Genomic DNA, 15,614 nt, shown 5'->3' on the forward strand with positions numbered 1-15,614 from the left:
ATCAGCCCAATCGCTACAGAAGAAGGCTTAAGATTCGCTATCCGTGAAGGTGGAAGAACTGTAGGTGCTGGAGTAGTTGCTTCTATTATTGAATAAGGTTAAACTAGACGAAGCTATTAAAGCCTAAGTCAGTAGCACAGTTACTATATACTTAAAGTAACCAAGAAGATAGAGGTCAGCAGTCTAAGGACTAGGGTCAGCCTAGTCCTTAGTACTTAATAATGAATACAATGCAAAATTCTTAAAGAAATGGGCATAATGAATATAGTTAAGATCTTTTATAAGAATTCCCTTGCTTAATAAGATTTTTTTCGTTGACATGAAAATCAAAATATGATAGATTTTATTAGGTAACGATTGTATAATGGAAGAAATCTATGCCTTATACTTATAAAAATAAATAGATCCTATAAGGGTTGTGCTCTACGGGAGGTGTAACCAGTGCGTGTAAAAATCACATTAGCATGTACAGAATGCAAGCAAAGAAATTATAACTCAACAAAAAACAAAAAAAATAATCCTGATCGTATGGAAATGAAAAAGTATTGCAAGTTTTGCAAGACCCATACAGCTCACAAAGAAACCAAATAATAAATTTTGGGAAAAGGATGTGAAGTCGCAATGACTACCCAAGCAAATACAAACGCTAGAAGTAAAAATCTTGGGAAATATTTTAAAGGAGTAAGGTCTGAACTAAAAAAAGTGAACTGGCCCAATAGAGCAGAATTAAAGAATCATACAGGAGTTGTTATAGTATCTTGTGTGTTGGCAACAATTTTACTATGGGCGTTAGATACATTTTTTGGTGCAGGATTAAATCTAATCATTAGATAAGAATGTTAGAACGCTTACTAAGTTTAAAAGGAGGGGAGAGTAATCTATCAGAAAGTAAGATAGGTGCTCCTTATACATGTCCCAAGATGCAAAATGGTATGTTGTTCATACTTATTCTGGTTATGAAAACAAAGTAAAAGTAAATATTGAAAAAATGGTTGTCAATAGAGGTATGGAAGACTTTATATTAGAAGTAAAAGTACCTACTGAAGAAAAAGTGGAAATAAAAAATGGCAAAAAGAAAATAAAAGAGACGAAACTATTTCCTGGTTATGTAATGATAAAAATGCAAATGACAGATGAAACCTGGTATATCGTCAGAAACACCCGAGGCGTTACTGGGTTTGTTGGACCTAGCTCTAAGCCTATTCCATTAACGGATGCAGAAATCAGGACGATGGGTGTAGAAGAAGTCCGTCATGAAATAAACATGAAGGTTGGCGATGCCGTCAGAGTGATCTCAGGACCATTTGAAAGCTTTATAGGTACGATTGAACATGTAAATCTAGAGAAAGAAACCTTTAAAGTTCTTATTTCAATGTTCGGAAGAGAGACACCTGTAGAACTAGAGTTTTCACAGGTTGAACAAATGTAATAATAAAAACAACCTTGAAGCATTAGCACCACAAGGGTAAGGAGGTGGAAAACATGGCAAAAAAAGTAGTAGGTCAAATTAAACTACAAATACCTGCAGGTAAAGCGACCCCGGCACCACCGGTTGGACCAGCTCTAGGACAACATGGTGTGAATATTATGGGTTTCTGTAAAGAGTTTAATGCAAAGACTGCTGATCAAGCTGGATTAATAATCCCAGTTGTTATTTCTGTATATCAAGATAGATCCTTTACTTTTATCACAAAGACACCACCAGCTGCAGTATTAATCAAAAAAGCAGTGGGAATTGACAAGGCATCTGGGGAACCAAACAAGAAAAAAGTAGCTAAAATTTCTAGAGACAAGCTAAAAGAAATAGCTGAACTTAAAATGCCTGATCTAAACGCTAATACTGTAGAAGCAGCAATGGAAATGATCGCTGGAACTGCAAGAAGTATGGGTATAGAAGTAGAAGCTTAAACAATCAGTGGGAGGTTCTCACAAATAACCGATAATACCACAAGGAGGAAGTAAAATGCCAAAAAGAGGTAAAAAATATCAAGAAGCTAGTAAGTTAATTGATAGAACAAAATTTTATGATTTGCAAGAAGGAATAGAATTAGTAAAAAAAGCGTCAACAGCTAAGTTTGACGAAACGGTTGAACTGCATGTAAAGCTAGGAGTAGACTCTAGACATGCGGATCAACAAGTTAGAGGAGCAATTGTTTTGCCTCATGGTACAGGCAAAGAAGTGAAGGTACTTGTATTTGCAAAAGGTGAAAAAGCTGCTGAAGCAGAAAAAGCTGGCGCAGATTATGTAGGAGCAGATGATTTGGTAGCAAAAATCCAAGGTGAGAACTGGTTTGATTTTGATGTTGTAGTAGCTACACCTGACATGATGGGTGTGGTAGGTAGATTAGGTAGAGTTTTAGGGCCAAAAGGATTAATGCCAAATCCAAAGTCAGGAACAGTTACATTTGACTTAGAAAGAGCAGTAAAGGAAATTAAAGCAGGTAAGGTTGAATATCGATTAGATAAAACCAATATTATTCATGTGCCAATCGGAAAAATTTCCTTTGAAGAAGAAAAATTAGTGGATAATTTAAAAACAATATTAGGAGCTATCGTAAAAGCAAAGCCTGCAGCTGCTAAGGGACAATACCTAAAAAGTGTTGCTATAACCAGCACAATGGGGCCGAGTGTAAAGTTAAGTCCTAATAAAATCACTGAATAAAATTCATTATAAGTATTGACATAAATCAGAACTACTGATAGAATTATACACGCTGTTAAAATGAATATTTGCCGTAGACAGTAGGTGCACTGCTTAATATCCTACCGAGGTTTTGTATAAATAAAACTTACAATTGTAAACACATTAAGTGTTTTCTGTATAGTTGAAGTTAACAAAGACCTCTTGTCTATTGATGAAGAGGTCTTTTTAATATATCGGTGGAAGTAAATACAGTGCCTATAAATGTAAAGGAGGTGGACATCCGGATGTCAAAGGCTGTTGAAATGAAAAAAGAGGTTGTAGCAGAAATTACTGAGAAATTTCAAAACTCTACAGCGGCAGTTGTGGTTCACTATAGAGGTTTAAAAGTAGAGGAAGTTACAGAGCTAAGAAATAAATTTAGAGAAGCAGGGGTTGAATATAAAGTATATAAAAATACTTTAACTAGAAGAGCTGCTGAAAATGCTGGGATGGAAGAATTAGTGAAGGAATTGGTAGGACCAAATGCCATAGCTTTTAGCTATGACGATCCTATCGCTCCAGCAAAAATTGCTAACGAATTCGCAAAGACCCATAAAAAATTAGAATTAAAAGTAGGCGTAGTTGAGGGAACTTTTTACAACGAAGATAAGCTTAAAGAGCTTGCTGATGTACCTGCAAGAGAAGTTCTTATCGCTAAGCTTCTTGGTAGCTTAAAAGCTCCAATTTCCAATTTTGCATACTTAGTTCAAGCAATTGCGGATAAAAAAGCAGAAGAAGAAGCGTAAATCTATAAACACATTTTAAAAATATTATAAAAAAAATTCGGAGGTGCTTAAAAATGACAATCGAGCAAATTTTAGAAGCGATTGAAAATATGAAGGTATTAGAGTTAAATGAGTTAGTTAAAGCTGCAGAAGAAAAGTTTGGAGTATCAGCAGCAGCCCCAGTAGTAGTAGGTGGAGCAGCAGCAGGTGGAGCAGCAGAAGAAGAGAAGACAGAATTCGACGTAATCTTAAACAATGCTGGTTCTTCTAAGATTGGTGTTATCAAAGTAGTTAGAGAAATCACTGGATTAGGATTAAAAGAAGCTAAAGAAGTAGTAGATAATGCTCCAAAAGCTATTAAAGAAGGTGTAGCTAAAGACGAAGCTGATGCAATCAAAGCTAAGCTAGAAGAAGCTGGAGCATCAGTAGAAGTAAAATAAGTTTTATTCTTTTATCAATTATAAAAAGGGACTTCAATTATTGAAGTACCTTTTTATAATAAATAGGACATTGTGTCGATTTTTTATAAAAAGATGGCTTCATAACTTTAACAATGGATTTCAACAAAGCCCATATATGATTATTTTTCAATCCAGTAGGCTTTGTTATATATTTTTTTGTTGAGTAACAACAGTTAAGGTTAAGGTTGAGGATAAGAAATAAGAATGTGCTTGGCCTCAACCTTAATCTTAACAGATTTCAAAACACAAAAAATAGAAATAAAAGTAAATATTGACAAAACTTAAAACGTTGTGATAGAATTATATATTGCAGTAATGTATTTAATTGTAAAAATTGTATAAAAACACAAATGTATGTCAATAGTATTATATAGTGAAATGTTAAAAAAAGTCAAAATGCGCTTTTTCTGCTTTTGACTTAATGGATAAAACTGTTTTTTGCATCAAATGCTATGCTTAATTGTATTATTTACTTTTATTACAAGGAGTGAATATTAATATGCCACATCCTGTCGAAGTTGGTAAAAAAGTTAGAATGAGCTATTCTCAAATCAACGAAGTTATTGACGTGCCTAATCTCATCGAGCTTCAGAAGGAGTCTTATCAATGGTTTCTAGAAGAAGGTCTAAAAGAAGTATTCAATGATATTTCCCCAATAGAAGATTACACTGGCAATCTAATTTTAGAATTTGTAGATTACTCATTAGACGAAAACGCTAAGTATGATGTTGGAGAGTCAAAAGAAAGGGATGTTACCTATGCAGCCCCTTTAAAAGTAAAGGTTAGACTGATCAACAAAGAAACTGGGGAAGTAAAAGAGCAAGAAGTATTTATGGGAGATTTCCCTATCATGACAGACACTGGTACCTTTATTATTAATGGTGCCGAAAGGGTTATTGTCAGCCAGCTAGTACGTTCTCCTGGTGTATATTACAACAGAGAATTCGACAAAACTGGTAAACCACTTTTTTCAGCAACGGTGATTCCTAATAGGGGTGCATGGTTAGAATATGAAACAGATTCTAATGATATCATTTCTGTTAGAATAGATCGTACCCGTAAACAACCAGTTACCGTGCTGCTAAGAGCCTTGGGTTATGGAAGTGACCAACAAATTAAAGATTTGCTTGGAGAAGATGAAAGACTTTTAGCTACACTAGATAAAGACAATACGAAAAACACTGATGAGGCGTTATTGGAAATCTACAAGAGACTACGACCTGGTGAACCACCAACTGTTGAGAGTGCCACATCGTTGTTAAATTCTTTATTTTTTGATCCGAAAAGATATGATTTAGCCAAAGTAGGAAGATATAAGTTAAACAAAAAACTTTCTCTAGCTAACAGAATCTTAAACAAAAAAGCCGCAGAGAACATTGTTGATCCAAGGACTGGTGAAATTCTTGCGGAGGAAGGACAAAAAATAGATAGGGAGATTTCTTTGTCCATTGAAAATGCTGGGGTTAATGAAGTTTTGATCCAAGGAGAAGAACAGAATACAACCAAAGTATTAGGGAATCATTTTGTTGATATAAGACAGCATGTGACTTTCAATATAGATGATCTCAAGATAAAAGCAAAGGTATATTACCCATTACTAAAAGAAATACTAGATACATTTAAGACTGAAGAAGAAATAAAAGAAGCGATAAAAGAAAGAAGAAGAGAATTAATACCTAAGCATGTTATTATCGCAGATATTATTGCATCTATTAATTACATTTTCAATCTAGTTCATGATACAGGAAACATTGATGATATAGATCACCTAGGAAATAGGAGACTACGTTCAGTTGGTGAGCTTCTACAAAATCAATTTAGAATAGGCTTGTCACGGATGGAGAGAGTTGTTAAAGAAAGAATGACAATTCAAGACGTCGAATTAGTTACGCCTCAAGCCTTGATCAATATACGTCCTGTGGCTGCATCCATTAAAGAGTTTTTTGGTAGCTCTCAGTTATCTCAATTTATGGACCAAACCAATCCTCTAGCAGAGTTAACTCATAAACGCCGACTTTCTGCCCTTGGACCAGGCGGTCTTTCTAGAGAACGAGCAGGCTTTGAGGTGAGGGACGTTCATCATTCTCATTATGGTAGAATGTGTCCAATAGAAACTCCTGAAGGGCCTAATATTGGACTGATTAACTCTCTAAGTTCCTACGCTAGAGTAAATGAGTATGGCTTTATTGAAGCGCCTTATAGAAAAGTAGACAGAAAGAGAATGGTTGTTACCAGTGATATAGAATACCTAACAGCGGATGAAGAAGATTTATTTATCATTGCTCAGGCCAATGAACCACTAGACGAAGAGGGGAAATTTGCCAACAAAAGAGTAACTGTTAGAACAAAGTTTGGTGGAATAGATGTTGTACCATATAATGAAGTAGACTATATGGACGTATCACCAAAGCAGGTGGTTTCTGTAGCTACCGCTATGATTCCTTTTCTTGAGAATGATGATGCTAACCGTGCGTTAATGGGGTCCAACATGCAGAGACAAGCGGTGCCATTAATGATTACCGATGCACCTATAATAGGTACAGGAATGGAGTATAAAGCGGCAAAGGATTCAGGCGTGGTTGTGACAGCAAAACATGCTGGAGTTGTTGATAGAGTTAGTGCCAATGAAGTCATCATTAAAAGAGAAGATGGTCAAAAAGATAGATATAAATTATTGAAATTTAAACGTTCAAATCAGGGAACTTGCATTAATCAAAAACCTATTGTAAGTAAAGGTGAAATGATAGCAGCAGGAGAAGTTATTGCTGATGGACCGTCTACTGATGAAGGAGAAATTGCTTTAGGTAGAAATTGTCTTGTAGGATTTATGACTTGGGAAGGATATAATTACGAGGATGCTATTCTTATCAATGAAAAACTAGTAGAAGAAGATGCATTGACCTCCATTCATATTGAAGAATATGAAGCGGATGCTAGAGATACAAAGTTAGGACCTGAAGAAATCACTCGCGACATACCAAATGTTGGAGAGGATGCATTGAAGGACCTAGACGAGAGAGGCGTTATTCGTATAGGAGCAGAAGTGCAATCAGGAGATATATTAGTTGGAAAAGTGACTCCAAAAGGAGAAACAGAATTAACAGCTGAAGAAAGACTACTAAGAGCTATTTTCGGAGAAAAAGCTAGAGAGGTTAGAGATACATCCTTGAAGGTTCCGCATGGCGAATCCGGGATTATAGTAGACATAAAAGTATTTACCAGAGAAAACGGAGATGAACTGCCACCAGGAGTGAATGAATTGGTGAGAGTTTATATCGCCAAAAAGAGAAAAATAAACGTAGGTGACAAAATGGCTGGCCGACATGGGAACAAAGGCGTTATCTCTAGAGTTCTTCCTCAAGAGGATATGCCATTCCTAGAGGATGGGACACCTTTAGAGATTGTATTGAACCCATTAGGTGTGCCATCTCGTATGAATATAGGCCAGGTCCTGGAGGTGCATTTAGGCTTAGCAGCAAAAATGCTAGGCTGGAAGGTTGCTACACCAGTATTTGACGGCGCTAATGAGATAGACATCATGGATGCTCTAGAGGAGGCTGGCTATCCTAGAAGCGGAAAGTTAACCCTGTATGATGGAAGAACAGGAGATGCTTTTGACAATCCAGTTACTGTAGGATATATGTATATGCTGAAACTACATCATTTAGTAGATGACAAAATCCATGCTAGAAGCACTGGCCCTTACTCTTTGGTTACACAGCAGCCATTAGGAGGAAAAGCTCAATTTGGTGGACAACGTTTTGGAGAGATGGAGGTTTGGGCATTAGAGGCTTATGGTGCTGCTCATACCCTACAAGAGATTCTCACTGTAAAATCTGATGATGTTGTAGGTCGTGTTAAAACCTATGAATGCATTGTGAAGGGTGAAAACATACCAGAACCAGGAGTGCCTGAGTCCTTCAAGGTATTGATTAAAGAGTTACAGAGTTTATGTCTTAATGTAAAAGTGTTACTGGAGGAAGATAAAGAGATCGAAATCAAGGAGTCAGTAGATGATGATGCTAGTGAACTAGGTATGGAAGGCGGAGATTTTCCTTATCCCTCCAAAGAGGATGACGAAGATGCTGATACCACTGAAGAAGCTGATGCAGATCAAGAAGAAGAGATAGAGTTAGATGAAGATTATATTATAGAAAATGAAGAGCAATTTCACAAAGCTGGATTTAAAGATGAATACTTAGATGACGACGATGATAAATATGACAGCTATGATGATTAGAAAAAAATAATTGAATAATAGAAAGTATATTATAGTTATTAGACTATAGAGAAGGGAGAGAAACTCCTTGTACGAATTAAATAATTTTGAATCTATTAAGATTTCTCTGGCATCCCCTGAAAAAATTAGACAGTGGTCAAAGGGAGAAGTAAAAAAACCTGAAACCATTAACTACAGGACCTTAAAACCTGAAAAAGAAGGTTTGTTCTGCGAAAAGATTTTTGGACCTACGAAGGATTGGGAATGTCATTGCGGGAAATATAAACGTGTACGATACAAAGGGGTTGTTTGTGATCGTTGCGGAGTAGAAGTAACAAAATCTAAAGTAAGAAGAGAAAGAATGGGACACATAGAGCTGGCTGCCTCAGTATCGCACATTTGGTATTTTAAAGGGATACCTAGCAGAATGGGGCTACTTTTAGACATGTCCCCAAGATCCTTAGAAAAAGTTCTTTATTTTGCAGCGTATATTGTGGTTGAACCTGGAGAAACGCCATTAACAGAAAAACAAATATTAACTGAAAAAGAATATAGCGAAGCTTTAGAAAAATATGGATACAGCTTTAAAGCTGCCATGGGAGCAGAAGCTATTAAAGAAATACTTTCTACGATTAATCTTGAAGAATTATCAAAGGAAATGAAACACAAGCTAAAGGAAAGTACTGGGCAAAAAAGAGTAAGGACTATTAGAAGGCTAGAAGTTATAGAAGCTTTTAGACAATCCGGGAATAAACCCGAGTGGATGATTCTAGATGTAGTTCCTGTTATACCACCAGACTTGAGACCCATGGTACAGTTAGATGGCGGAAGATTTGCTACTTCAGATCTAAATGATTTGTATAGAAGAGTGATTAATCGAAACAATCGTTTAAAAAGATTGTTGGATTTAGGAGCCCCAGATATTATTGTTAGAAATGAAAAAAGAATGCTCCAAGAGGCGGTAGATGCCTTAATTGATAATGGCAGAAGAGGTAAACCTGTAACAGGACCTGGAAACAGACCACTAAAATCACTTTCAGATATGTTAAAGGGAAAACAGGGGCGTTTTAGACAAAATCTTTTAGGAAAACGTGTAGATTATTCAGGCCGCTCCGTTATCGTAGTAGGCCCTGAGCTAAAGTTTTATCAATGCGGCTTACCCAAAAAGATGGCTTTAGAGCTATTTAAGCCTTTTGTAATGAAAAAATTAGTAGAGAACAATTTTGCGCATAATATAAAAAGCGCTAAAAGAATGGTAGAAAAGGTGAAACCAGAAGTTTGGGATGTGTTAGAGGAAGTCATTAAAGAGCATCCGGTACTTCTAAATAGAGCACCTACCTTGCATAGATTAGGGATTCAAGCCTTTGAACCAGTTCTAGTGGAAGGAAAAGCAATAAAATTGCATCCACTAGTATGTACAGCGTATAATGCTGACTTTGACGGTGACCAAATGGCAGTACATGTACCATTATCCGTAGAAGCTCAGGCTGAAGCTAGATTTTTAATGCTGTCTCCTAATAACATTTTAGCACCAAAGGATGGGCAGCCGATTACTACGCCTACGCAGGATATGGTGTTAGGTAGTTACTATCTTACCATCGAAGTGGAAGGAGTTAAAGGTGAGGGCATGGTCTTCAAAGATTTTGAAGAGATGCTTATGGCTTATGATACAGGTGTGGTAGATCTACATGCTAGAGTAAAGGTTAGAATGAAGTTAAACAAAGAAGATACAGGTCGACTAATTGAAAGCACAGTTGGTAGATTTATCTTCAATGAAAAGATACCTCAGGACCTAGGCTTTGTAGATCGTACAAAGGATTTATATTCCCTGGAAGTTGATTTTCTATGCGACAAATCAGCTTTAGGTAAAGTAATAGGAAAGTGCTTTAGAAAGCATGGCAATACTGAGACTGCTATTATGCTTGACTATGTAAAGCAAATGGGCTTTAAGTATTCAACAAAGGGTGCTGTTACCATAGGGATAGCAGATATGGAAGTACCGGATGAAAAGATTCAGCTGATTTCTGAAGCGGAGGAAAAGGTTGATAAATATGAAAAAGCTTTTAGAAGAGGTCTTATTTCTGATGAAGAAAGATATGAAAAGGTTATTGAAACCTGGACTGAGACTACAGAAAAAGTAACAGATGCATTGATGAACAATTTAGACAGATTAAATAACGTATTTATTATGGCCCACTCCGGAGTGAGAGGTAGCAAAAACCAGATTAGACAGCTAGGAGGAATGCGGGGATTAATGGCTAATGCTACTGGCCATACAGTAGAAATGCCAATCAAATCTAACTTCCGAGAAGGGTTAACTGTATTAGAGTACTTTATTTCTACCCATGGAGCTAGAAAAGGGTTAGCAGATACAGCTCTTAGAACCGCTGACTCAGGATATCTGACAAGACGTCTGGTGGATGTCAGTCAGGATGTAATTATTCGAGAACTAGATTGTGGTACAGAAGTAGGAGCTACTGTAGCTGCTTTTAAGGATGGCAATGAGGTAATCGAAGAATTATATGATAGATTAGTAGGCAGACATGCATTAGAAGATATCTTGCACCCAGAAACTGGTGAAGTAATGGTAGCTAAAAATCAAAGCATTTTAGAAGAAGAAGCTGAAAGAATTATTGCAGCAGGGATGGAAAAAATAAAGATTCGAACAATATTAAACTGCAAAACAAGACATGGAGTCTGTGCTACTTGCTATGGTAGGAACTTAGCAACTGGAGGCCCTGTTCAAGTGGGAGAAGCTGTAGGGATTATAGCAGCTCAATCCATTGGAGAACCTGGAACACAGCTTACCATGAGAACCTTCCATACTGGTGGAGTTGCTGGTGCTGATATCACTCAAGGTTTACCGAGGGTTGAAGAATTGTTTGAAGCAAGAAAACCAAAAGGATTAGCAATCATCAGTGAAATAGGCGGGACTGTTGAAGTAGTAGAGTCTAGAAAAAAACGAGAAGTTATTGTAAGGGATGAAACTGAAGAAAAGAAATATGAAATCCCATACAGCTCAAGAGTAAAAGTTAAGCAAGGTCAAACTATTGAAGCAGGGGACGAGATTACTGAGGGCTCTATTAACCCCCATGATATCTTAAAAATAAAAGGTGTAGAAGGGGTAGAAAACTACATCATTAAAGAAGTGCAAAGGGTTTATCGTATGCAAGGTGTTGATATCAATGACAAGCATATCGAGGTAATTGTAAGACAAATGATTAGTAAAGCAAAGGTTGAAGATGCTGGAGACACTGATTTACTACCGGGAGCTTTAGAAAGTATCTTTACATTAAAGGAAGTGAATGAAAAAGCTAAAGCGGAAGACCTCAAGGAAGCAAGTTATATCGTGACATTATTAGGTATTACAAAAGCATCCTTGGCAACAGAATCCTTCCTGTCAGCTGCTTCCTTCCAGGAGACAACTAGAGTTCTAACAGAGGCGGCCATCAAAGGCAAAGAAGATTACCTTATTGGCCTAAAAGAGAATGTAATTATTGGAAAATTGATTCCTGCTGGAACAGGAATGAAAAAGTATAAAAATATAGCTCTAAATACAGAAGATGAAATTGAAGAAAACATCCTAGAAGACGAAGTGGAATAGAACATAGAAAAATCATTAATAGATGTTAACAAAGAAGTAGTTGACACTATTATTAACAAGTGTTAGAATATTAAAGTGCGTTATACACAAGGGTGTATAATAATAGAAAATGCTTAAAAAGTTGACCTTTTTTATGACGAAGTTATAGCTGGGAGATTGTCCAATCTCCCAGACCTTTAAAAAGGGAGGATGCTTTTATGTTAGAGGCTTTGCAACAAACGAACAAAGTTATTGGTGTTAAACAAACCAATAAGGCATTGAATCAAGATAAAGTAAAGACCCTATATTTAGCCCAGGATGCAGAAGCATTTTTACTTGAAAAGCTAAAGGATGCTGCGAATAAAAAAGAGGTAGAAATCCTTTATGTTGATTCTATGAAAAAACTTGGAAAAGCCTGTGGAATTGATGTTAGTGCAGCAGCTGCAGCAATCCTGAAGTAACTAACAAATTATTACTAACTTAGGCAAAGACATTTTATCTCGCAATAGATAGGTGTTTTTCTATGTTTAAAGCTTTTCACTGGAGGGAGGTGCAAAAGATGCCAACAATTAGCCAATTAGTACGAAAAGGTAGAAAAGAAGTTGAAGAGAAATCAACAGCTCCTGCGCTACAAAAAGGTTTCAACTCCTTAAGAAGAACAGCTACTGATAAGAGCTCGCCACAAAAAAGAGGAGTATGTACTTCTGTTAAAACCGTTACACCAAAAAAGCCTAACTCAGCTTTAAGAAAAGTAGCTAGGGTAAGACTTACAAATGGTATCGAGGTAACAGCTTATATTCCAGGAATTGGTCATAACCTTCAAGAACATAGTGTTGTTTTAATCAGAGGTGGAAGGGTAAAAGACTTACCAGGGGTTAGATACCACATTGTAAGAGGAACACTAGATACAGCTGGTGTAGTGAACAGAATGCAAGCAAGATCAAAATATGGTGCCAAGAGACCTAAGAAAAAATAGAGGACGTCGGAGCGAGTATGTATATAATACATTGTAAAAACGCACGACGACAATCTGATAATTGGTTGTCGAGTACCGATGAACAATTTTATTCATTGAGGAGGGAAGAAAAGTGCCAAGAAAAGGAAATGTTCCAAAAAGAGAAGTGTTACCAGATCCTATGTATGGAAGCAAGGTTGTTACAAAACTAATCAATGGCATTATGTTAGATGGTAAAAAAGGAACTGCGCAAGCAATTGTGTACAATGCTTTTGATATAATCAAAGACAAAACAGGTGAAGAAGCACTTGAGGTTTTTGAAAAGGCTATGAACAACATCATGCCAATCTTGGAAGTAAAGGCAAGACGTGTGGGTGGTGCAAACTACCAGGTACCAATTGAGGTAAGAGCAGAGAGAAGAGAAACTCTGGGCATTAGATGGTTAGTTGGTTACACAAGAAAAAGAGGCGAGAAAAGAATGGAAGAAAAGCTAGCCAAAGAAATTATGGATGCTGCTAATAATACTGGTGCATCTGTTAAGAAAAGAGAAGATACACATAAAATGGCTGAAGCAAACAAAGCATTTGCACATTACAGATGGTAATCATGTGTTTAAAATAGTAGTTTTTGGTTATGCTAATGTAAGTTAGCTATCAAAAAACAACGTAAATGTTTTCGTTTCCTATGGAAGGAGGAGGACAGTGGCAAGGCAGTTTCCACTAGAAAAAACAAGAAATATAGGCATTATGGCCCATATCGATGCTGGTAAAACAACAACTACAGAGAGAATATTGTTTTACGCTGGCAGAATAAGAAAATTAGGTGAAACCCATGAGGGTGCATCACAAATGGATTGGATGGAGCAAGAAAAAGAAAGAGGTATCACTATTACTTCAGCAGCAACCACCTGTCAATGGGAAGATCATAGAATCAACATCATAGACACACCAGGACACGTGGACTTCACTGTTGAGGTGGAAAGATCATTAAGAGTACTGGATGGTTCTGTAGCTGTATTTTGTGCCAAAGGTGGGGTTGAACCTCAATCCGAGACTGTTTGGAGACAGGCAGATAAATATAAAGTACCAAGAATGGCTTTTGTAAACAAAATGGATATTTTAGGTGCTGATTTCTTTCAAGGCATTAAAATGATGAAGGAAAGATTAGGCGCTAATGCTATACCTATTCAATTACCAATAGGTGCTGAAGACAAATTTAAAGGAATTATTGACTTAGTAAAAATGAATGCTGTTATGTACAAGGATGATCTTGGCCAAGATTTTGAAATGGTTGATATTCCTGAAGAAATGCAAGATGTAGCAAATGAATATAGAGAAATACTTGTAGAGGCAGTAGCAGAAACAGACGAAGAGCTAATGATGCGATATCTTGAAGGTGAAGAAATAACTGAAGAAGAAATTGTAGCTGGTATTAGAAGAGGTACAATTGCTACCCAAATGACACCTGTGTTATGTGGATCTTCCTATAAAAACAAAGGGGTACAACGGTTATTGGATGCTATTATAGCTTATATGCCTTCACCACTAGATATCCCTGCTATCAAAGGTGTGTCTGCTGATACTGAAGAAGAAATAGAAAGACATGCAGACGACAGTGAACCTTTTGCAGCCTTAGCCTTTAAGATTATGGCAGACCCATATGTAGGCAAACTAGCTTTTTTTAGAGTTTACTCGGGAAAGCTTGAGTCTGGTTCTTATATCCTAAACTCAACAAAGGGTAAAAAGGAAAGAATCGGTCGTATTCTACAAATGCATGCAAATACAAGAGAAGAAATCACAGAAGTTTATGCTGGTGATATTGCAGCAGCTGTAGGACTGAAAGATACAACTACTGGTGACACATTATGTGACCCTAATCATGTTGTTGTCCTAGAGTCGATGGAATTCCCAGAGCCAGTTATTTCTGTAGCTATTGAACCAAAAACAAAAGCTGGTCAAGAAAAAATGAGTATTGCACTACAAAAGCTTGCTGAAGAGGATCCAACCTTTAGAACCTATACAGATGAAGAGACAGGGCAAACCATTATCGAAGGTATGGGAGAGCTCCATCTTGAAATCATTGTAGATAGAATGATGAGGGAATTTAAGGTAGAAGCAAATGTAGGTAAACCTCAGGTTGCTTATAAAGAGACGATTACTCAAGCGGTTGATATTGAAGGGAAATATGCACGTCAGTCTGGTGGACGTGGACAATATGGTCATGTAAAAATTCGACTTATACCACAGGAGCCTGGACAAGGATATGCCTTTGACAACAAAATTGTTGGGGGAGCCATACCTAAAGAGTATATTCCTGCTGTTGATGCCGGTATCCAAGAAGCAATGAAAAATGGCATATTAGCTGGGTATGAAGCAGTTGACATGAAAGTAGAGTTATATGATGGCTCCTATCATGAAGTAGACTCTTCAGAAATGGCCTTTAAGATTGCTGGTTCTATGGCCTTTAAAGATGGTATGAAAAAAGGTAAACCTGCACTTTTAGAACCATATATGAAGGTGGAAGTAGTAACCCCTGAAGAATATATGGGTGATGTGATGGGTGACTTAAACTCTAGACGTGGTAAAATCCAAGGAATGGAACCAAGAACAGGTGGAGCACAAGTTATTAAGTGTCATGTTCCATTATCAGAGATGTTTGGATATGCTACAGATCTACGTTCAAAATCACAGGGCCGAGCCAACTACTCTATGCATTTTAGTCATTACGAACAAGTGCCTACTAGTGTAGCAGAAAAAATAATTGCAGGAAAACAATAACAATTATTCTTGGATGGTAGATACAAAACAAGTTATCTGCTATCCAAAACCTTTAAACAAAGCAACTTTAATATAGTGTATTTACTATAAAATAAAAGTGAATCTACTTAAATACTTTAAAAACAAGGAGGAGAAGAAAATGGCAAAAGCAAAATTTGAAAGAAATAAGCCCCATGTAAACATCGGGACAATAGGACATGTTGACCATGGG

The 15,614-nt window shown here is 36.8% G+C and carries 14 protein-coding genes and 1 other annotated feature; all 14 genes read left to right on the forward strand.

Features of this window, described 5'->3' with window-relative positions:
- Positions 1-96 (forward strand): EF-Tu C-terminal domain-related protein (locus BMX10_RS16960; RefSeq protein ID WP_330387928.1); only part of this gene is annotated, 96 nt, incomplete at its 5' end.
- A gap of 345 nt (positions 97-441) precedes the next feature.
- Entirely contained in the window at positions 442-591 is a 150-nt protein-coding gene (rpmG, locus tag BMX10_RS16965; RefSeq protein WP_090446863.1) for a 50S ribosomal protein L33, read from the forward strand.
- Between the two features lie 30 nt (positions 592-621).
- Complete coding sequence (gene secE, locus BMX10_RS16970) at positions 622-834, forward strand: preprotein translocase subunit SecE (protein ID WP_090446865.1); 213 nt, start codon at positions 622-624, stop codon at positions 832-834.
- Between the two features lie 76 nt (positions 835-910).
- The gene (gene nusG / locus BMX10_RS16975; RefSeq protein WP_090446867.1) at positions 911-1,429 is read left to right on the forward strand and encodes a transcription termination/antitermination protein NusG; all 519 of its coding nucleotides are present in this window, start codon (positions 911-913) and stop codon (positions 1,427-1,429) included.
- Positions 1,430-1,482: 53 nt separating this feature from the next.
- Positions 1,483-1,908, forward strand: a complete 426-nt coding sequence (rplK, locus tag BMX10_RS16980) for a 50S ribosomal protein L11 (RefSeq protein WP_090446869.1) — start codon at positions 1,483-1,485, stop codon at positions 1,906-1,908.
- 55 nt (positions 1,909-1,963) lie between these two features.
- On the forward strand, positions 1,964-2,662 hold the full coding sequence (gene rplA, locus BMX10_RS16985) for a 50S ribosomal protein L1 (RefSeq protein ID WP_090446871.1): 699 nt from the start codon (positions 1,964-1,966) through the stop codon (positions 2,660-2,662).
- Between the two features lie 53 nt (positions 2,663-2,715).
- Positions 2,716-2,880 (forward strand) — a sequence feature (ribosomal protein L10 leader region).
- Positions 2,881-2,928: 48 nt separating this feature from the next.
- Positions 2,929-3,429 (forward strand): 50S ribosomal protein L10, encoded by a 501-nt coding sequence (gene rplJ / locus BMX10_RS16990; RefSeq protein WP_090446873.1) that lies wholly within the window; start codon positions 2,929-2,931, stop codon positions 3,427-3,429.
- A gap of 53 nt (positions 3,430-3,482) precedes the next feature.
- Complete coding sequence (rplL, locus tag BMX10_RS16995; protein WP_090446875.1) at positions 3,483-3,848, forward strand: 50S ribosomal protein L7/L12; 366 nt, start codon at positions 3,483-3,485, stop codon at positions 3,846-3,848.
- A gap of 520 nt (positions 3,849-4,368) precedes the next feature.
- Positions 4,369-8,109 (forward strand): DNA-directed RNA polymerase subunit beta, encoded by a 3,741-nt coding sequence (gene rpoB, locus BMX10_RS17000; protein WP_090446877.1) that lies wholly within the window; start codon positions 4,369-4,371, stop codon positions 8,107-8,109.
- A gap of 67 nt (positions 8,110-8,176) precedes the next feature.
- On the forward strand, positions 8,177-11,692 hold the full coding sequence (rpoC, locus tag BMX10_RS17005; protein WP_090446879.1) for a DNA-directed RNA polymerase subunit beta': 3,516 nt from the start codon (positions 8,177-8,179) through the stop codon (positions 11,690-11,692).
- A gap of 197 nt (positions 11,693-11,889) precedes the next feature.
- Positions 11,890-12,132: a ribosomal L7Ae/L30e/S12e/Gadd45 family protein gene (locus tag BMX10_RS17010; protein WP_090446882.1), complete on the forward strand. Its 243-nt coding sequence runs from the start codon at positions 11,890-11,892 to the stop codon at positions 12,130-12,132.
- Positions 12,133-12,230: 98 nt separating this feature from the next.
- Positions 12,231-12,647, forward strand: a complete 417-nt coding sequence (gene rpsL / locus BMX10_RS17015; RefSeq protein ID WP_090446884.1) for a 30S ribosomal protein S12 — start codon at positions 12,231-12,233, stop codon at positions 12,645-12,647.
- 112 nt (positions 12,648-12,759) lie between these two features.
- Positions 12,760-13,230 carry a 30S ribosomal protein S7 gene (rpsG, locus tag BMX10_RS17020; RefSeq protein ID WP_090446886.1) on the forward strand — a complete coding sequence of 157 codons (471 nt, stop codon included), beginning with the start codon at positions 12,760-12,762 and terminating at the stop codon, positions 13,228-13,230.
- 97 nt (positions 13,231-13,327) lie between these two features.
- Complete coding sequence (fusA, locus tag BMX10_RS17025; RefSeq protein ID WP_090446888.1) at positions 13,328-15,403, forward strand: elongation factor G; 2,076 nt, start codon at positions 13,328-13,330, stop codon at positions 15,401-15,403.
- Positions 15,404-15,614 lie beyond the last annotated feature (211 nt).

The sequence above is a fragment of the Natronincola peptidivorans genome (assembly GCF_900111615.1).
Lineage (GTDB): Bacteria > Bacillota > Clostridia > Peptostreptococcales > Natronincolaceae > Natronincola_A > Natronincola_A peptidivorans.

Excerpts from the sequence above, each read along its gene's own strand:
- secE (WP_090446865.1), top strand. The coding sequence starts at position 622 with ATGACTACCCAAGCAAATACAAACGCTAGAAGTAAAAATCTTGGGAAA.
- nusG (WP_090446867.1), top strand. The coding sequence starts at position 911 with ATGTCCCAAGATGCAAAATGGTATGTTGTTCATACTTATTCTGGTTAT.
- rplK (WP_090446869.1), top strand. The coding sequence starts at position 1,483 with ATGGCAAAAAAAGTAGTAGGTCAAATTAAACTACAAATACCTGCAGGT.
- rplA (WP_090446871.1), top strand. The coding sequence starts at position 1,964 with ATGCCAAAAAGAGGTAAAAAATATCAAGAAGCTAGTAAGTTAATTGAT.
- rplJ (WP_090446873.1), top strand. The coding sequence starts at position 2,929 with ATGTCAAAGGCTGTTGAAATGAAAAAAGAGGTTGTAGCAGAAATTACT.
- rplL (WP_090446875.1), top strand. The coding sequence starts at position 3,483 with ATGACAATCGAGCAAATTTTAGAAGCGATTGAAAATATGAAGGTATTA.
- rpoB (WP_090446877.1), top strand. The coding sequence starts at position 4,369 with ATGCCACATCCTGTCGAAGTTGGTAAAAAAGTTAGAATGAGCTATTCT.
- BMX10_RS17010 (WP_090446882.1), top strand. The coding sequence starts at position 11,890 with ATGTTAGAGGCTTTGCAACAAACGAACAAAGTTATTGGTGTTAAACAA.
- rpsL (WP_090446884.1), top strand. The coding sequence starts at position 12,231 with ATGCCAACAATTAGCCAATTAGTACGAAAAGGTAGAAAAGAAGTTGAA.